We start from the raw sequence: 17,804 nt of genomic DNA, 5'->3' as shown, positions 1-17,804 counted from the left end.
TGACAGACGAGGTGACTGAAGGAACATTTAAATGGGCAAATGGAGAAGCTGTCACTTATACTAACTGGTCTCCAGGTGAACCTAATGATTTAAATAATGAAGACTACGTAGAATTTAATGTTGGAGGAGCGGGAATATGGAACGATCTTCCCAATTCATTGCTATTATTACGAGGAATTATCGAAATCGCTAACTCTAATGACACAATTATCGGTAGCACAGGTGATGATACAATTAATGGCGGTCTAGGAAGCGATACAGTTGACTATAGCAGTCTTACGGAAGCAATTACCCTGTTAGCAGGTGGAATCGTTAATAAAGGCTCTTTTGGCACAGATACAATTGTGGACGTAGAAACTGTAATTGGTGCTACAGGTCAATCTAACACCATTGACGCATCCACTGGAATCGCTACCACCACATCCCTCAACGTCAATCTAGCCACTAATAGCCTGATCATTAACGGACTACCAGCACCCATTAATTCTATCACCTTAAACGTGCAGAATTTCCTCAATGTGGTTGGTACTACTCAAAACGATACCATCAGAGGTAATAATCTGGCTAACGAGTTAGTTGGAAATACTGGCAATGATACCATCCAGGGTAACGATGGAAATGATATTCTTGATGGTGGTGACGGTAATGATCAACTATTTGGTGGGAATAACGATGATCAACTATTTGGTGGCCTCGGTAATGATATTCTGCAAGGGGATAATGGAAATGATTTCCTCAACGGTGACTTAGGAAATGATACCCTCAGAGGTCTTACTGGTGATGATATCCTTGATGGTGGTGTCGGTAATGATAGCTTGTTAGGTGGTGTTGGTAACGACATTCTCTTTGGTGATTTTGGTGATGATATTCTCAATGGAGAAGCAGGTAACGATTTAGTATTTGGAGATGATGGTAATGATCGGTTGTATGGTGGTGATGGATCAGATGAATTAAACGGGGGGATAGGCAAAGATTTCCTTTATGGAGGCAATAATAATGATACCCTCTTCGGAAATGATGATAATGACACACTCTGGGGTGAAGCTGGAAATGACATTCTCAATGGTGGTAAAGGCAATGATATTTTGGTAGGAGGAGCAAACAATGATATTTTTGTAATTGCACTAAGCAATGGCGCTGATATCGTTCAAGACTTCCAAGATGGATTTGACCGCATTGGCTTAAGTGGGGGTTTACTATTTAGTCAATTGACAATTTTAGGAACTGGTACTAATACTGTGATCAGGAATACGAGCAGTGGTGAAATTTTCGCTACTTTGCAAAATGTTAGTTCCACATTGATTACAAGTGTTGACTTCACTGTAGTTTAAATTAGTACCATGTTTGGCGGTTATAAACCGCAGCTACACAAACAAAACCTATCGTTATGGGTTTTATAACTTTAATTTCTCATTAGTATCCTAGAAACCTTGTAGAGACGTTCCATGAAACATCTCTACATTTTTTTTCATTAGATTGTTGATCAAAAATATTACCAATATAAGTAAGTTGGCATCAAAAAACCAAACTCTGTAAAGAAACGTAAAATCGCTGAAAACCTGTCACCTGTCACCTGTTCCCTGTCACCTGTCACCTGTTCCCTGTTCCCTGTTCCCTGTTCCCTGTTCCCTATTCCCTGTCAACTGTCACCTGTCACCTGTCACCTGTCACCTGTCACCTGTTCCCTGTTCCCTGTTCCCTGTTCCCTGTTCCCTCTTCCCTAGTTAGTGAATATGTAAGAAAATCTGAGCAACCGTACAAGTCGCTCAGATTGATTGATTTTTATTCCGTCTGTGTCAGGATTAACTACAAACCCAAAAATTACCTTTTCGGAAATCCGCTAAAAATCCAACAAATTATAATTTTATTTAATAAAAGCTTGACTAATTAGCTATCAATCATCTAATATATTAGATTGTCTGTCTAATTCCGGCTCGGACCAGGTAGACATACTGCAAAAGCTGGCAAAAGCTGTAAATAATAGCGTCTCTATAGAAGATTATAGCCAGCTACCTGTACGGCAACCTCAAGGACGATTTAATGACCTACGCAATTATTGAAACTGGCGGAAAACAAATCAAAGTAGAAGCAGGTCGTTTTTACGACATTGAACTACTCAACGCCGAACCAGATGAAAAAGTTACCATTAACGCTGTATTGCTTGTAAACCACGACGGCGCACTTTCCATTGGACAACCTTTAGTAGAAGGTGCAACAGTCGAAGGGACAATTATGCGACACCTGAGAGGTCGCAAAGTCCTGGTGTATAAGATGAAACCTAAAAAGAAAACCCGCAAAAAACGGGGACACCGCCAGGAAATTACCAGATTTTTGATTAATTCTATCAATCTCAACGGCGAAGTTTTAGCTTACGAAGCAGCCCCTACTGGTGCTGAAAGTCCAATTATTGATGCTGACTTTGTGGAAGAAACCGCAGAGGAATCATAAAAATTGACAATTGATAATTACCAATTACCAATTATCTTTTTCCCAGCCTAAACTAGACAATTAGCGGACTGGGATTCATAAAGTAAATAAAAAAGAGGAAACCATGGCTCATAAGAAGGGAACAGGTAGTACGCGTAACGGTCGTGACTCAAATGCTCAACGACTAGGTGTAAAGAGTTACGGTGGACAAACTGTACGCGCAGGTAATATTTTGGTTCGTCAACGTGGTACTAAGGTTCACCCTGGTAACAATGTGGGTATTGGTAGTGATGATACCTTGTTTGCTTTAGTTGACGGTGTAGTTACCTTTGAAAGAAAGGGTAAAAGCCGGAAGAAAGTTAGCGTTTATCCAGTGGTGGTAGCAGAGGTAGAAGCGTTAGCAAGCTAGTTAGTGATTAATCATCTGACTAAAAATTGTAGAGATGTTCCATAGAGCGTCTCTACAATATTTAAAGTAATTAAGATGGGGTAGTTCATATATAAAGCTTGATAAATGCGCCCAGTGCTAAACCTACAACTGCAAAAAAGGATATACAGCCAAAAGCGAGCGTTGGTTTTAAGTCCAGTGTTTGGAAATCTATTCTCGCTAAAATAGTCGCGCACAAAATGAGTAAAATGTCAAGAAACACCCGAAACCAGGCAACCATGAGAAAAAATAGGAAAGCTGCTAAGATAGCTACACCAAAAGCCCTAGCACTGGACTTGAACAAAATGCTGGCATACTCGTTTATTTTTAACCAAGGGTTGGTAAAACAGATTAGGGACAGCAGGATAGTTACCACAGTTAGCAGCCATATATACCAAGGGGCTTTTTCTTCAAATATCATCCAGCCCAATGTACTGTAACTCAGTAATACGAGTGTCAGGGAGAACCAAGGGATCTTTTTCAAAATTGACATATAGCAGCAGTCAGGAATAAAACAGAGTGAATAAAGGTGAAAGTTCTGTACCTTAATCAGTTACAAATCGTAATATACTGGTATTTTGAATATCGGTTGCATTCATTATTTCACAAATTTACCTAACCCATCAGGTTTCTTGATGGTAAATTCCACCCCTAATTCCATTTTGAGAGAATAAAAATCAACATTTGGTTAAATATGTTGATAAATATTTGTAAACTGTTAGCAGTTGAATAGCCAACTGGCATATCATTAAGGATTGATCATGAGACAACTTGTTATCGTCGAGCGTATAAGCCTAATTGGTCATATCGTTTCTATGGTATTTGGACTGCTGGGGATATTAATTGTGATTCCCAATGCTGAATTGCTTGTCAGCTTATCCGCAGCAGGTGAGACCGTCATGCAGTGGAGTATGGCAGGTGGTGGTGTGGTATATATGATTTTCGGGGCGTTGGGAGTGTTCCTCTATGCTTACCGAACTTTAGGTTTGGCACGCACTTTAGGATTTTTAATACCATCCTTATCAATTTCCCTAACTAGTGAATTATTAGGAACTAGTACAGGCTTTCCCTTTGGAGGCTATAGCTATTTGAGTGGCTTAGGTTATAAAATTTCTGGTTTAGTGCCTTTTACAATTCCCCTTTCATGGTTTTATGTAGGATGTGTATCTTATGTATTAGCCCGTGCGGGTTTACAAGTAGATAAAAAACCTAGCTTGTTTCGTCAAATTGGTGCAATTGTTTTAGGTGCTTTACTACTCACCTCCTGGGATTTTGTCCTTGACCCAGCCATGAGTCAAACTTCCCTGCCTTTCTGGTATTGGCACGAACCAGGCGCTTTCTTTGGTATGCCTTACCAAAACTTTGTCGGTTGGATGGGTACTGGTGCTTTATTCATGACTGTAGCGGCTTTATTATGGAGTCAAAACCCGATTAAATTAGACTATTACCAATTGAATGTACCTTTATTAGTTTATTTAGGTAACTTTGGTTTTGCCACAGTCATGAGTTTAGCCGCTGGGTTTCCCATTCCTGTATTACTAGGTTTAGCTCTGGGTGTCGCTCCTGCTGTGCTGCTGTGGTCTAAAGGTTCTAGCGCACCTGCAACAGTGAATATGGAAGCAGCTACTCAGGAAGTTGCTGTTACTAATGTGAAGGTTGCTTTTAAGTAGGGAAGAGAGACGAGGAAAGAGGGAGAAGAAATTAAATTATTTACCTCTTTCCTAATTACACAAGAAGAAAGCTGAAAATGCCACACAGATTCATGTTTAGAAACTTTTAGCTATGTTTGAATAATGAGAGTGATATAATCACATTTATAAAATATGGCAATACTTAATAAGTCCACTAAATTATGCACGTTATTTCTCGTAAAGTGTTGCGTCAATTTTGGCAAGAGTATCCTGACAGTGAAACTGCGCTGATTCGTTGGCTCAAAATTATAGAATCGGTAAGCTTTCAGAGTTTTGAAGAATTACGTTCTGTTTTTCCCAATGCTGATCTTGTCGCTAATTTAATTGTGTTTAATATTGGTGGTAACAAATATAGATTAATTGCTTCAATTCATTTTAATCGTCAGAAGGTTTATATTCGTTATATCTTAACCCATTCAGAATACGACAAAGACAGATGGAAAAGTTAATCACACTTCCCCCAGATATTAATACTCATTGGAATGCGATCGCACCACTGCTGATAATTCGTAATGAAGACGAATATGAGCAAGCAATCGAGCTATTAAATAATTTGATTGATGAAATTGGCACAAATGAACAGCATCCTCTTTATAATTTGCTTGATACCTTAGGGACGCTGATTGAGGTTTATGAGAAAGAGCATTATTCTATCCCTAATTGTAGCGGTAGTGATGTATTGGCTTATTTAATGGAGGAACATAGATTATGTTTATCAGATTTGCCTGAAATTGGTACATCCGCAACAATAGAAGCTATTTTAAATAAACATCAAGCACTAACTCTGAGTCAAGTTCAACAGTTAGCACAACGTTTTCAAGTTCAACCTCAAGTATTTTTGGATTAGTCTTGTAGCCTAGATTAAAAACAAATTATTGTTAAATTAATTTACACAAATTGCGAGAAGATGTAAACTAGCTACTTTATACAAAAAGTCAAGGTTAGAATTGCTAAATATTATTCCTCTCCTCCTGCTACTGGTCCAAGTCCCTGCCACGGCGATTTTACTTTCTCGTTTACTCAAAGGACCAGGACGTTATCCAGCTTTAAAACCACAACAACCCACACCAGAACTCTTGGGAACTGTGAGTGTGGTTGTACCGACACTTAACGAAGCATTACGAATTAGCCCGCTGTTAGCCGGTTTAAGTCGCCAAAGTTACGAAGTTAGAGAAATTATTGTTGTTGATAGTAAGTCACAAGATGGTACTCCCGACCTAGTGAAAACCGCAGCATTAACAGATCCCCGCTTTAAATTAATGACAGATGATCCCTTACCAGCCGGCTGGGTCGGTCGTCCTTGGGCTTTACATAATGGCTTTTTATTTACTTCCGAGGGCAGTGAGTGGTTTTTGGGAATGGATGCAGATATTCAACCCCACCCCGGTTTAGTGGCGAGTTTGGTGAAAACTGCGATCGCTCAAGGTTATGATTTAGTATCTTTATCACCGCAATTTATTCTCAAATATCCGGGAGAATGTTTATTACAACCAGCTTTGTTAATGACATTACTGTATAGATTTGATCCTACGGGGATTTATACTGAACAACCCGAACGGGTCATGGCTAACGGCCAGTGTTTTTTGTGTCGTCGGTCTGTGTTAAAGGCTGTGAATGGTTACAGCAGCGCTAAAGGTTCTTTTTGTGATGATGTCACCTTAGCCCGGAATATTGCCTCTCATGGCTTTAAAGTGGGCTTTTTAGACGGGGGAAAGGTGCTAAAGGTGCGAATGTATGAAGGGGCTTTAGAAACCTGGAAAGAATGGGGACGTAGCCTAGATTTGAAAGACGCAACTTCCCGCGCTCAAGTTTGGGGTGATTTATGGTTATTGTCTGCGGTGCAGGGTTTACCACTATTGATTTTACTGGGTTATTTCCTGTTTCCCCCTTTGCTTCCCTCACTGCCGGCACTGCTATTGTTAGAATTAAATATATTTCTGGTGGTGATTCGTTTTGCTTTATTATTAGCGATCGCTCCCTCTTATGATCGACAGGATGCCACCGCTGGTTGGTTATTCTGGCTTTCCCCCTTGACTGACCCCCTAGCGGTGCTGCGAATCTTTTTATCTGCCCTCCGCACTCCCAAAGAATGGCGCGGGCGGAAATATGGTGATTAATGCCATTTAGGGCGCTGACTGAGGGTATCGCTCTTTATTCCAATTTATCTGATTGGGGAGAGCGATCGTCATTATTAGAAAATATCTTGGTTCTTAAAGAACACAGGCTATGTAATTAGTGTATCTGTCAATTATCTACATTTATTTGCCCTATGGATTTATTAAACATCCGCACCTATTTTATCATTAGTTGAGGAGATTAACTATAATAACAATTAAGTGACGTTATACTATATAAAGAGACGATCTTTAAAACGTCTCTACAAAATTGCGATTACACAGGTGTGTAAGAATGCGATAACCAGTATGCTAAACCCGAAAAAGTTAGCCCAACCAAGATAGCGATTGCTATCAATGTCCAATTAATTGGTTTTTCTGGCAAAGTATCCGTGATGATTATCGGACTTCTATCTGGGTTAAATTTATCGAGTAATTGGTTAACATTGGCTTGGTTTTTCACGACTAATTCAACAGCAGGCCAAATATATTCCTTGTTATAAAGGTTAGGTTGTGTCTTAACTCCACCGAAATTTTTAAACAACGCATCATCAAAATAACTGGTGTCGGTTACGGCTTGATTATGAAAGGCAATTAAGGGAGGATCATACTCCTTATTAGAAAGTGAAAAATAGATTTTCTTCTCTTCACTAGCTATGCAGTCAAAATTGGATTTTTGTTGTAAAAATCCAGGTTTAACCCAAGATTCAGGTTTGACAATTTTATCATCTACACCATGTAAAATACCAATGGGTAAAGTTAACTGACTACCGATTGTACGGATGTTAATTGGTTTTTCTGCAAAGGGAGAATTGAACAGTTTTAAAATCCACAAAGCTGATTGGGGAATACCCATTTCCGTACTTGGGGCAGGATCAGCAGTAATAATTTGTTTTGGTAAAAACTTTTGTTGACTTTGCTCAAGATAAAGCGGCCAACTGAGTGCTAATAATCCTCCCAAAGAATGACCAAATACATAAAAATCAAACTCTGATTGGGCAATATTGGGATTATGATCAGATAACTTTTTCCAAGCTAAATCAGTAATATCTATTGCTTGATCAACCCATTCTACGGGACTATGTAAAAGACTTAAACCAACTGTAGAAATGAGTTTGATGAGATTCTGTCCATAGGTGCGATTAAACCAGGAAAAGAAGATTTTAACTACTAAAGTAAAAACCAATAAAGCTACAGAAACCCGCAGATATTTCAAGAAAGTAGGTTTGATTAATTTACGGGCAATAAATTTACGCCGTTGATTTTGCTTTTCACTCAAGGTATCTCCTAGTTTAAAGTTCTTACCTTTAGCAATGATACCTTGAAGAATTTTTCCCCAGGATAATTTATCCTCTTCTTGATCATCTGCGGTTGCTGTTTTCTGATCTATATCGTCTGGATAGGTGCTTTTTTGAAAGTCGGGAAAAACAATATAATAGCCTTGTTTAACCAATTCTTCTAGGTGATCTTCATAGAATTTTGGCATACACAAAGCAAAGCCGTGTAAGTAAGTAATTAATCTGAGTTTTCCTTGGTCATCACGATAGGGAGCATTAGGAGCATAGACTTGAATAAAATCACCTTGAATGTGACTACCTGACTGGTAAATTGTGTAGCCATTTTTGTAGATAGTATGTTCCCATTCTAAAGCTTCTCGATTGGCAACATTTACCGCAACAGTATCTTTTGGTTTTTGAGTAGGTTGGTTGCGGATAAATTGTATTGTCTGCCCTGTTAACAACAAACTTAAAGCCAGAGTAAATTCAGATCCACTTCCTGGAAGTGTACCGAATGTTGATGAAGGAACAGCATTACCAATTAAACCAATAAATGTACCAATAAATAACACTGGCCATTGCAGTCTCACCCAAATGCCAATACCAATTAGTAGCATGAATAAATTAACTACAATGGTAATAATTGGTGGTCCATTCAGGGTTTCAGGAACATAACGTAAGATTCCTGCAAAAAGTTCTGGTTTCAATTCCAGTCCGATATAGTTTTTGGTAATATCTATCCCAGCTAGTGCAAATGCTACTCCCCAAGCTAAAACTCTGACTAATGTATTTGCCCACTTTGCTCCTGCACGGTGAGCAAGTTCCACACCAATAACAATGAACAATGGCAAAATTAAATAATGCAAGAGAAAGCGAATCATGCTGAGTTTTTCTAAAACTTCTCCTGCACCAATGAAGTTTCCTGTGCCTAAAATAAAATTGTCATAGCTGAGACTAACTAATAGTAAGGGAGTAAAAATCATCGCTAGACTAGATGATTTTCTCCACAGACTAATTCCCCAACTTATTAATAGCCATGCCATTGCAGCTATAGTCAGATGTGCCAGGGGATAAATGATGGAAAAAATGTTATTCATTGGCAAAGTGTTAAATTTTGATAGGAAAGTAGTGACTAATTTTTGGTTGCTAATACTTTTTGGTTAGTTAATGTTTCCTGAGTTTTGTTTCTAAATTGAGTAATGCCTTTGTCGTAGACTAACCAAGTGAAAATAGCTACTCCGGCTTGCGTCCCACCTAAGTCATGGAGGATATGAAATAAAGCATTGAAAGCAACTTGGGGGTCTGTATAGGGATTGCCACCATATTTATCTAAGAGAAATACAAAAGATAAGTTAACTCCCACTGAAAAGAAAGGAACGAGGATAATTTTCCAATCTTTGAGTAGCTTATAACCTCGATAAGTCAAAACTCCAAAAACTACAGTCAATGCGATATATATTGGAACTTTAAAACTAGGGTTATTCGCTTGATAACCTAAAGGGTATAAAATGGAGATAACTAATAAACTGATAGCAAACAAAATGTTAACTATTCTGGTGAAGATTGTTGTTTTGATAACTAAGCCATCTGACCAAAATACAAATGATGAAATCAAGAAAAAGTAGAACATGAAATTCAGCATTGTAAAGTCGTTAGCATAATACCAACATTGGGTAACGTGCCAACCAATTTCAGCAGTGATCGCCACCATCACAAAAGCTAGACCTAGTTGAGAAGCAAAAATAACTTTGAATCCCAATCCCAAATTTTTCAACCCTGCATAAAAAATTCTCATTGCTAAGGGAATCAGGGCAAAAGTGAGAATATGTGTGAGAATTAATGCAAATTTCCAACCACCAGTAATGCAAGTTCGTGTTTGATAAATTAACTGAGATTTGGCGATTTCTGGTAAAATTGTCAGGGTGTAACCAAATCCAAATAAAACTATGCAGAAACAGAGCGCAACAAAAGCTAAGTCAGCATTAAATATTTTACTGGTGCTATCTTCTTGATGTTTTTCCATTGGTTTAATGGTTTATTTTCTATTGATTAGAACCATGGTTTTTTTGCCATAGTAAACTTGATTGGTCGGTAAAAAATCTCAGTAAATTCCAAACACAAATAGCAAACATTTCATATATTTGTATGAGGTTGACCTATGTTGTGTTTGGAAGAAAAGCTATATCAATTCCATCTCGATTCTGGAATCTCAACCCAGGCTGGTTATTATTCAAAGTCAGTACTTAAGGAAACTGTTAACTTGACTTGTTCTGGTGTAAACCCGCTTCCGCTTGCCCTATAGGTCGTCTCTCCACGTCTTAACATAGCCGGACCACCGCAAGCGTAAATTAGGTTAGTACCTTGTCTCACTCGTGTAGGAAAACAACCAAACTCACGTCCACTTGGTCCGTCTATAATGATGCTTTCAATTTTTCCAGTTGCAATTGGAGGATCTAAGCAAACAATTACAGAGCGAATCGCAAGTTCTTTCTCTACTGGTTTCATCACAGCATATCTAAAACTTCCGCCATTAACTGGTAGCTCTTTGAAAACAGTTCCAGGGGCAGCCTGACAACTATTTGCCATTGCTGTTGTAGGGAAAAAGAACATCAGAAATGACAGAGCAAATGCAAATGTCAGAATCTTTGCCCAGTGCATAGAATTTTTCAGTGAATTTATGATCATTATGAAAATCGCTGTAAACTGTTTGGTTGATTGTATACCTCTCGACATATATACAACAATGGAAGTTTGCCAACTTAAGCAAGGAACTTAAGAATGCTGACAAATGATCGCTCTCACCCCTCTACCACAAGCCTTTCAAGCGTTGAGACTGTAAACAATTAGACCGCAGAATTATTTCAAATTGTTAAAACTTCCCTTTTTTGCAAAATGCTGTATTGATAAACACATAAATTAACCGCTATACTCTGTTCAATCTCTTAGTTTTATTTTTATACTCTTGTCAGATTAATACTGGTTTTCCTGAAATCAGTCATTTTTCCGGCGATTAAAGCTAATCCTCTAGCCCAATTCGGCTTTGCTTAAAACAATTTATATTTATCACTTATGGATCTACCAAGAAAACGTAAACGTGGGACAATCCTCACCTTTCAAGGTTTAAATAAACTTGAGAAGGCGATAAAAATTAGGGAATATAGCGAAAATAACAGCAAGAGATTTACCCTTGATCATCTCAGTATTCAGACTGGCTTAGACTCTCATACCTTATGCAAAATTTTTAACTGCAATGTCAGAGTTGATAAAAAGTCTCTAGTCAAATGCTTCAAAGCATTTAATCTGGTGCTAGAGGCTGATGATTATCAATCACCTCTTCCCGTCCCATTAGTCAAACCAGAAACACACTCAACACAATTCCCTTATATCATGCGATTAAATTCTCATTTCATCTTACATAAATTTATGACATTCGCAATTTCCATCAACAATAGTCAGCGTCTAGGACTAGAACCCCTAAATATCCCCCACCGTCTATTACTCGGTCCTGGTCCTTCTAACACCCATCCAGAGGTATTACAGGCGATGAATACCACACCCGTAGGGCATTTAGATCCGGCTTTTTTAACCCTGATGGATGAGATTCAATCTCTGTTACGCTACCTATGGCAAACGGAAAACCCCCATACTATCGCTGTCAGTGGCACGGGTACTGCTGCAATGGAAGCCTCTCTAGCTAATTCTGTAGAACCGGGTGATGTGGTATTAATTGGTGTGGCTGGTTATTTCGGTAATCGTTTGGTAGATATGGCGGGCAGATATGGCGCAGATGTAAGAACTATTACTAAGCCTTGGGGACAAGTTTTCAATTTGGAGGAAATTAGCGCCGCAGTAGCTACCCATAAACCGGCAATTTTAGCTTTAGTTCATGCAGAGACTTCCACCGGTGCTCGTCAACCTTTGGAAGGTGTGGGTGAGTTGTGTCGTCAGCATGGTACGTTATTATTAGTAGATACCGTGACTAGTTTAGGTGGTGTTCCCATCTTTTTGGATGAGTGGGGTGTTGATTTAGCTTATAGCTGTAGTCAAAAGGGTTTGGGTTGCTCTCCAGGTGCGTCACCATTTACTATGAGTGCGCGAGCAATGGAGAAGTTACACAAGCGTCAATCTCAGGTGGCAAACTGGTATTTAGATATGACATTGTTGGGGAAATATTGGGGTACTGAGCGCACATATCACCACACTGCACCGATTAATTTATATTATGGTTTACGGGAAGCTCTGCGTTTAGTGGCCGAAGAAGGTTTAGCAAATTGCTGGCAACGTCATCAAAAGAATGTAGAATATCTTTGGGAAGGATTGGAAGATATGGGTTTAAAAATGCACGTTGAGAAGGAATACAGGCTACCAACTTTAACTACTGTCTGCATTCCTGAAGGCGTAAATGGTAAGTTGGTCGCACGCCAATTATTACTTGAGCATCATATTGAGATTGGTGGCGGTTTGGGTGAATTAGCTGGTAAAGTTTGGCGTGTGGGTTTAATGGGTTTTAATAGTCGTCCTGAAAGTGTGGATAAGTTAATAGCCGCCCTGGGAACAATGATATCTAACTAATTAGTGCCTTGGTATAGCAATTCCCTGGAGACTAGACATCTGGTGAAAATTAAATGTGCCGTTTCTAGAACCATTGTAGAGATTTGACCTGACTAGGTTTCTCTCTCTACAATCTTTACCTCCAGATGTCTATTGTCAACTGTACTGCATTAACAGTAATTCTTCTTTGCGTCTCTACGCCAGATCAAAAACCGTGGTTCATTTACCCGAAAATCGCTGTATGTCACCAATGCTGACAAAAAATTAGTCAATTAAACAAAATCAGGATGCAAATTTTGATTTTTGGTGTTAAATGGTGAGTATTAACGAAATTTGTTAACTGAGGATGATATCTAAACAGGTGTCAATCTTAAATCTAGTGAGAAGTGAACATGAGTAATATTATTCTTGGTAAAAATTTTTTAGCCTTACCAGGTATTGCGGCTTTGGTAATTTTAGGTGGTGGGCATTCCGTAAATGCTCAAACAGTGTCTGAAAAAACACAACTATCTAATCAAATAGCACAAGCGGACATTGAAGCAGCCAGACCCAATCAAAATCAAACTCCTGGTAGCTATATCGGTATTGGTACTAACATTGGTATAACAGGCGGCTCTTCAGCCTTGAGTGATGGTAATTTCAGCTTCATGAGTAAAATTCGTTTTACCAAATCTCTATCAGCTAGACCGTCAGTTATTCTAGGAACAGATACAACATTTCTTGTTCCTCTCACCTACGACTTTGCTGTTAAACCAGCAGATCCACTTACCAATCCTGTAACTATAGTTCCGTACCTGGGAGTAGGTGCAATCATTAAAACTGCTGATAAATCTGAAACGGCTGTTTTAGTCACTGGTGGTGTTGACATACCTCTGAATCAAAAATTTACCGCCACTGCTGCCATAAACACTGGATTTTTTGATACAGTTGATGTTGGTATTTTACTGGGAGTTGGTTATAACTTCAAAGGATTTTAAACCAATTAAAGGCCAGGAAGTTTAACTTCTTGGCCATACTCTTGTGTACTCTATTTAGGACTTACTTTGTCAATTACCTTGATTTTACCATCATCCCCCACAGTCCAAACATCGTAAGTACCAATGACATCACCATTAGTATCAACATCTACATCACCGCTTGCGCCTTGGTAATTAATCTGTTTACCCTCTTTCAGCAGCTTCAGCCCTTGACAAACATCACTTACTGGTGTACCCTTTCCAGCAGCTACTTCTCGCAATTTACTAGCAATAGCCACCCCAGTATTTTCCTTAGCGGCTTGGGCTGCTAATACCAATAAGGCCGCAGCGTCCCAGGCTTGAGGTGCGTATTCTCCTGGAGAAGTGCCTTTTTTATCTTTCCAAAGTTTATTAAAATTTTCTAAACCCTTACCACTAGAACCGGGAACTGTACCAATTGCGCCAGATAAGATATATTTACCATCCTTACCTTTACCAACTTGATCAGGGAAACTATCGGATTTTACACCGTCTGTGAGTAAAATTTGTACACCTTTGGTAACACCCTGTTGATAAGCAGCTTTCAGGAATAAACTACCGGTTTCAGCATACAATACGGCTAAAACTGCATCTGGTTTACCTGCAAAAGCGGCAGATGCTTCTGTATCAAAGGTTTGAGCCTTGGGGTCGTAGCGAACAGGCTTATCTTTATTAACTACTGTACCACCTAATTTCTCAAAAGTTTGCACAAATGCTTTTTCAAAACCCACACCATAGTCATTATTAATTACTACAGTGGAAACTCGTTTAAAGCCTTTTTTCTTGGCGAGTTGGGCTAAAGCTAATGCTTGGTAGGTATCGGGGGGAGCAGTCCGCGCCCAAAAGCCTTTAAAGTCGCCTTTTTGAGCTTTGTCAGTAAATACAGGGCTAGTGCTACCAGGAGAAATCAGCATGACTTTATTAGGTACAGCCACGGAAACCGCCGCAGTGGAAACACTACTCGCAAAAGAACCAACCACACCACCAACTTTATCTAAAGTTGCTAATTTAGTCATACCCGCAGCGCCGGCTTTAGGGTCAGTCTGGTCGTCTACTTCTACCAAACTGACTTTTTCACCATTGACACCTCCACAAGCGTTAACGGTTTCCACCAGTAAGGGAACAGAACCAACCATTTGTTGTCCAATAGAAGCCAAGTCACCAGTGGTGGGTAATAAACTACCAATTTTCAATCCCTTGGTATCACTGGTTGTAGTCTTAGGTGTTGGTGAAGCGGTACTAACCTCCGTAGCCGGTGGTTTAGGACTTTCACAAGCGGCTAAAAAGAAACCACTGGCTATGGTAGCTATACTTAAAGCTAGAGAGACACGAATTTTCGACATAGTTAGTCACACTCCTCAGATATTTAGAAGACTTGATATAGTTAAATTGATATCAGGTGCTTCAACCGCAAATAATAACATCCTGATGACTTACTTACCAGAAATCAATTTAAACTCTTATTCCTCCCTGTCCCGGAGTGGTTGGTTTTTCCATAATTCAAACACTAATTTTTTCGCCGGGGTGAGGAGTGATCACCTGAGTTGTTAAATTGTTATTTTCTAATAAAGTCTGAAATTCTGTCGTATTTCCCCTAGCTTGGAGAAATTTTACCAAAAGTCCCTCAAAGAAAATATCCCCTCCCGCTGCGGTAGGGAGGATAAATTTAGGTCTCACGGATTTTACCACATCTAAAGCGCTATTCATACCTTTGATAATCGGACCAAGTAGGGGTAAACTCAAATCAATGATCGGTGTAATTACTACGTCAATGGGTGCTATTTCTTGAAGTTGCGGGGAATGATAGCCATGTGGTTCATAATACAATGTAGAATTATTTACTAGATCTTTGAGCAGATAGCCATTTTCTAATAAAGTAGGTCCAATGGGAGAACCAAGAACAGCTTTAATTTCTATTTGCTGATTTAAAATGAAGCTTTGACCATGTTGAAGACTGATGATTTGTTGATAACCTAGTTTTTCTACCACTTTAGCCGCATTGGGAGAAGCAACCACAGGAATACTTTTGTCAAGTTGCTTTAAAGTGGGTGGGTGTGCGTGATCTTCTAAACCCTGAGAAAGCAGAATTAAATTTATATTATCTGGTATTGACCGATCCTGAGAACGATAACCTTTGAATAACCAATCTAAATTGTTAAAGGTTAAAGTACCAATTAACCAGGGGTCAATTAGTATTCGCTGTTGACCAATTTCAATTAACCAACTATTGCTATCTAACCAAGTAAAGTTCATATTATACAAATCCTCAAATTTTAAATTGGACATTGGAAATTGGAAATGATTTACTGTCCCGCTAACATCTGTAGAACTTTATCAATGTTATCTAAATTACCAACCATGCGCCGAATTGGATGAGGCCAAACCTTAACCAAGGTAGGAGTAGCAGAAACTTGATCAATTTCCGCCTGTTCTGGATTAGTGAGAACATCAACTACTTTAAGAGTATAAGGATACCCTAGAGATAGTTCTAATGATTCGTGCAAGTTTTGTAAAATTTTTTCAGTGGTTATACTATGTCCAGCAACAAACAAGCGTAAAACAAAACCTGGATCACCTGGGATATTTTGGGATGCAGGTTGTGTAGTCATGATTGGTTGTTGATACTGCGAGGGAGAATCAGTTAAATCTAGACGCACAATTAAATCATGATCTTGCCACAGTTGAGGAAATGCAGCACGATAAGTTGATAATACCAGGCGATCGCACAATCCATCTTGCCAGGCTGCTGATTGCCAGACTAAATCCCCAGTCGCAAAAATCGCATTTAGCAGAGCTTGGTGACGCATAACTGCGGGATAAGCCTCGGCAAAGATTTGGACTTTTTGAGTCCGAGGATTTAACCAATGATCAATAGTTGCAGTATAACAAGGAACTAAAAAATGTGGCGGTTCTGGTAAATCGAGGATTTCCCGCAAAGCCGCACACAGATTTAAATGCCATCTTCCTTGTTTACTAGGATCAATACAATAAATTAAATCTCCTCCGGGTGTAAACAAAGCAATACCCTTGAATAACTGCGGCTTAGATAGTTTATCTACATTCAACTTAGTCATTGGTTAATGGTTAGCAGTTAGTGGTTAGCGGTCAGTGGTTATGAGACATCTCCAATTAATTCCCCATTAAAAACGACCTCGGAGGAATTGCGCCATTTCGTTAGGAGTTGGGGACATTTCCAAAGCTGTTTCTTCGGTGATACGGCCTTCTTGATAGAGGTTAAACAATGACTGATTGATTGTGATCATGCCATCAAAGCCTGATTGTTTCATTAACGCTTCAATTTCATCATAATTACCTGTTTTCACCCAATCTTTGACGGCCTCAGTATTAATGAGGATATCGTGGAAAGCACAGCGTTTACTATCTGCCGTCCGGCACAAACCTTGAGAAACTATAGCTAATAAGGATTCAGCCAGTACTACGCGCATAGCTTCTTGTTCTTCACCTGTATATAAGTTGAGGATTCGTTCAATACTTTTTACAGCACTATTAGTGTGCAGAGTTCCCATAACTAAGTGACCTGTTTGTGCGGCTTTCAATGCAGTATTCACCGTTTCCTTATCCCGCATTTCCCCAAGAAGAATGACATCTGGGTCAGCACGCAAAGCTGCCTTTAAGGCGTTATCGAACTTGAGGGTGTGCATTCCCACTTCCCGTTGTCTAACTAGGGACTTACGACTTTGGTGGACAAACTCTATCGGATCTTCAATTGTAATGATATGCTTGAGCATTGTCCGATTGATATAGTCAACCATTGCAGCCATTGTTGTTGACTTACCTGAACCAGTTGGACCTGTAATCAAAATCAAGCCCTTTTGATAATTACAAATGTCTTGAATTATAGGTGGTAAACACAACTCCTCGATAGATAGAATTTCCAGAGGAATTAACCGCAGTACCATTCCATAACCACGCAAGGCATCAAAGATATTAATCCGCACACGGACAAAATCATATTGAACCGCACCATCAAATTCTAGCTGTTTTTGAAAGCTTTGAATTTCTTCATCACTGAGAATCTCCCGCAACCAACTCATAAAGGTTGCTTTATCAGTTTCAGGATAATTGGTGGTTTGCATCTCTCCTCGGTCGCGGAAGCGGGGGATTTCTCCTACTCCTAAGTGAATATCAGAATAACCCTGATCAAATGCTTCCTGAATCAACTGCGCCAGGGTAAGTCCTGAAGATTTATGTGTCGGATAACTTGAACTAGAAAATATTAGTAGTAGCTCTGAGGATCGCATTTTGGGTTATTGCAGTGTCTTTATGAGTTTATTCATCAGTATATCAGTATAGTTGCAAAT

At 39.2% G+C, this 17,804-nt stretch carries 17 protein-coding genes; 9 read left to right on the top strand and 8 right to left on the bottom strand.

Annotation, left to right across the window (positions count from 1 at the left end):
• The 3 genes from ACIR310F_RS23895 to rpmA all read left to right on the top strand — a co-directional run.
• On the top strand, nt 1-1,331 hold a 1,331-nt coding region (locus ACIR310F_RS23895), incomplete at its 5' end, for a calcium-binding protein (RefSeq protein WP_196803264.1).
• Nucleotides 1,332-2,040: 709 nt separating this feature from the next.
• On the top strand, nt 2,041-2,448 hold the full coding sequence (gene rplU, locus ACIR310F_RS0120345; RefSeq protein ID WP_028085419.1) for a 50S ribosomal protein L21: 408 nt from the start codon (nt 2,041-2,043) through the stop codon (nt 2,446-2,448).
• 103 nt (nt 2,449-2,551) lie between these two features.
• A complete protein-coding gene (rpmA, locus tag ACIR310F_RS0120340; protein ID WP_028085418.1) occupies nt 2,552-2,836 on the top strand; it encodes a 50S ribosomal protein L27 in 285 nt (94 codons plus the stop codon).
• A gap of 85 nt (nt 2,837-2,921) precedes the next feature.
• Here rpmA and ACIR310F_RS0120335 read toward each other — a convergent pair whose 3' ends face one another.
• Nucleotides 2,922-3,275 carry a hypothetical protein gene (locus tag ACIR310F_RS0120335; protein ID WP_331271329.1) on the bottom strand — a complete coding sequence of 118 codons (354 nt, stop codon included), beginning with the start codon at nt 3,273-3,275 and terminating at the stop codon, nt 2,922-2,924.
• A 340-nt stretch (nt 3,276-3,615) separates the two neighbouring features.
• Here ACIR310F_RS0120335 and cruF point away from each other — a divergent pair, with 340 nt between their 5' ends.
• The 4 genes from cruF (at nt 3,616) to cruG (ending at nt 6,662) form a co-directional block, all read left to right on the top strand.
• The gene (cruF, locus tag ACIR310F_RS0120330; protein WP_028085416.1) at nt 3,616-4,524 is read left to right on the top strand and encodes a gamma-carotene 1'-hydroxylase CruF; all 909 of its coding nucleotides are present in this window, start codon (nt 3,616-3,618) and stop codon (nt 4,522-4,524) included.
• Between the two features lie 182 nt (nt 4,525-4,706).
• Complete coding sequence (locus ACIR310F_RS0120325; RefSeq protein WP_028085415.1) at nt 4,707-4,994, top strand: type II toxin-antitoxin system HigB family toxin; 288 nt, start codon at nt 4,707-4,709, stop codon at nt 4,992-4,994.
• Entirely contained in the window at nt 4,982-5,392 is a 411-nt protein-coding gene (locus tag ACIR310F_RS0120320; RefSeq protein WP_028085414.1) for a helix-turn-helix domain-containing protein, read from the top strand. Before ACIR310F_RS0120325 ends, ACIR310F_RS0120320 begins: the two co-directional genes overlap by 13 nt.
• Before the next feature lie 100 nt (nt 5,393-5,492).
• Nucleotides 5,493-6,662 carry a 2'-O-glycosyltransferase CruG gene (cruG, locus tag ACIR310F_RS0120315; RefSeq protein ID WP_028085413.1) on the top strand — a complete coding sequence of 390 codons (1,170 nt, stop codon included), beginning with the start codon at nt 5,493-5,495 and terminating at the stop codon, nt 6,660-6,662.
• Nucleotides 6,663-6,936: 274 nt separating this feature from the next.
• On the opposite strand, the gene ACIR310F_RS26460 is transcribed toward cruG, so the two are convergent.
• From ACIR310F_RS26460 to ACIR310F_RS0120300, 3 genes are all read right to left on the bottom strand, one after another.
• Nucleotides 6,937-9,033: an alpha/beta fold hydrolase gene (locus ACIR310F_RS26460; protein WP_196803263.1), complete on the bottom strand. Its 2,097-nt coding sequence runs from the start codon at nt 9,031-9,033 to the stop codon at nt 6,937-6,939.
• 35 nt (nt 9,034-9,068) lie between these two features.
• Nucleotides 9,069-9,959, bottom strand: coding sequence for a hypothetical protein (locus tag ACIR310F_RS23350; protein WP_035368601.1), 891 nt, complete (start codon nt 9,957-9,959; stop codon nt 9,069-9,071).
• 203 nt (nt 9,960-10,162) lie between these two features.
• A complete protein-coding gene (locus ACIR310F_RS0120300; protein WP_051289778.1) occupies nt 10,163-10,594 on the bottom strand; it encodes a hypothetical protein in 432 nt (143 codons plus the stop codon).
• A 765-nt stretch (nt 10,595-11,359) separates the two neighbouring features.
• Between ACIR310F_RS0120300 and ACIR310F_RS0120295 the strand changes: the two genes are divergently transcribed.
• Both ACIR310F_RS0120295 and ACIR310F_RS0120290 read left to right on the top strand, forming a co-directional pair.
• A complete protein-coding gene (locus ACIR310F_RS0120295; RefSeq protein ID WP_028085411.1) occupies nt 11,360-12,508 on the top strand; it encodes an alanine--glyoxylate aminotransferase family protein in 1,149 nt (382 codons plus the stop codon).
• 371 nt (nt 12,509-12,879) lie between these two features.
• Nucleotides 12,880-13,464: a hypothetical protein gene (locus ACIR310F_RS0120290; protein ID WP_231387629.1), complete on the top strand. Its 585-nt coding sequence runs from the start codon at nt 12,880-12,882 to the stop codon at nt 13,462-13,464.
• A gap of 50 nt (nt 13,465-13,514) precedes the next feature.
• Here the strand turns inward: ACIR310F_RS0120290 and ACIR310F_RS0120285 are convergent, their stop codons facing one another.
• The 4 genes from ACIR310F_RS0120285 to ACIR310F_RS23345 all read right to left on the bottom strand — a co-directional run bounded on the left by ACIR310F_RS0120285 (nt 13,515) and on the right by ACIR310F_RS23345 (nt 17,744).
• Nucleotides 13,515-14,825, bottom strand: coding sequence for an ABC transporter substrate-binding protein (locus ACIR310F_RS0120285; RefSeq protein WP_028085409.1), 1,311 nt, complete (start codon nt 14,823-14,825; stop codon nt 13,515-13,517).
• Nucleotides 14,826-14,982: 157 nt separating this feature from the next.
• Nucleotides 14,983-15,735, bottom strand: a complete 753-nt coding sequence (locus ACIR310F_RS0120280; protein ID WP_028085408.1) for an MBL fold metallo-hydrolase — start codon at nt 15,733-15,735, stop codon at nt 14,983-14,985.
• A 50-nt stretch (nt 15,736-15,785) separates the two neighbouring features.
• Complete coding sequence (locus ACIR310F_RS0120275) at nt 15,786-16,556, bottom strand: circadian clock KaiB family protein (RefSeq protein WP_028085407.1); 771 nt, start codon at nt 16,554-16,556, stop codon at nt 15,786-15,788.
• A 66-nt stretch (nt 16,557-16,622) separates the two neighbouring features.
• Nucleotides 16,623-17,744, bottom strand: a complete 1,122-nt coding sequence (locus ACIR310F_RS23345) for a type IV pilus twitching motility protein PilT (RefSeq protein WP_081677631.1) — start codon at nt 17,742-17,744, stop codon at nt 16,623-16,625.
• Between the last annotated feature and the right edge of the window lie 60 nt (nt 17,745-17,804).

Origin of the sequence: Dolichospermum circinale AWQC310F (assembly GCF_000426925.1) — a bacterium.
Lineage (GTDB): Bacteria > Cyanobacteriota > Cyanobacteriia > Cyanobacteriales > Nostocaceae > Dolichospermum > Dolichospermum circinale.
The sequence above is the reverse complement of the archived record's forward strand: the minus strand, read 5'-3'. Positions and strand labels throughout refer to the sequence as shown.

Bases quoted from the DNA above. Each gene is read 5' to 3' on its own strand.
- rplU (WP_028085419.1), top strand. From the start codon at position 2,041: ATGACCTACGCAATTATTGAAACTGGCGGAAAACAAATCAAAGTAGAA.
- rpmA (WP_028085418.1), top strand. From the start codon at position 2,552: ATGGCTCATAAGAAGGGAACAGGTAGTACGCGTAACGGTCGTGACTCA.
- ACIR310F_RS0120335 (WP_331271329.1), bottom strand. From the start codon at position 3,275: ATGATATTTGAAGAAAAAGCCCCTTGGTATATATGGCTGCTAACTGTG.
- cruF (WP_028085416.1), top strand. From the start codon at position 3,616: ATGAGACAACTTGTTATCGTCGAGCGTATAAGCCTAATTGGTCATATC.
- ACIR310F_RS0120325 (WP_028085415.1), top strand. From the start codon at position 4,707: ATGCACGTTATTTCTCGTAAAGTGTTGCGTCAATTTTGGCAAGAGTAT.
- ACIR310F_RS0120320 (WP_028085414.1), top strand. From the start codon at position 4,982: ATGGAAAAGTTAATCACACTTCCCCCAGATATTAATACTCATTGGAAT.
- ACIR310F_RS26460 (WP_196803263.1), bottom strand. From the start codon at position 9,033: ATGAATAACATTTTTTCCATCATTTATCCCCTGGCACATCTGACTATA.
- ACIR310F_RS23350 (WP_035368601.1), bottom strand. From the start codon at position 9,959: ATGGAAAAACATCAAGAAGATAGCACCAGTAAAATATTTAATGCTGAC.
- ACIR310F_RS0120300 (WP_051289778.1), bottom strand. From the start codon at position 10,594: ATGCACTGGGCAAAGATTCTGACATTTGCATTTGCTCTGTCATTTCTG.
- ACIR310F_RS0120295 (WP_028085411.1), top strand. From the start codon at position 11,360: ATGACATTCGCAATTTCCATCAACAATAGTCAGCGTCTAGGACTAGAA.
- ACIR310F_RS0120290 (WP_231387629.1), top strand. From the start codon at position 12,880: ATGAGTAATATTATTCTTGGTAAAAATTTTTTAGCCTTACCAGGTATT.
- ACIR310F_RS0120285 (WP_028085409.1), bottom strand. From the start codon at position 14,825: ATGTCGAAAATTCGTGTCTCTCTAGCTTTAAGTATAGCTACCATAGCC.
- ACIR310F_RS0120280 (WP_028085408.1), bottom strand. From the start codon at position 15,735: ATGAACTTTACTTGGTTAGATAGCAATAGTTGGTTAATTGAAATTGGT.
- ACIR310F_RS0120275 (WP_028085407.1), bottom strand. From the start codon at position 16,556: ATGACTAAGTTGAATGTAGATAAACTATCTAAGCCGCAGTTATTCAAG.
- ACIR310F_RS23345 (WP_081677631.1), bottom strand. From the start codon at position 17,744: ATGCGATCCTCAGAGCTACTACTAATATTTTCTAGTTCAAGTTATCCG.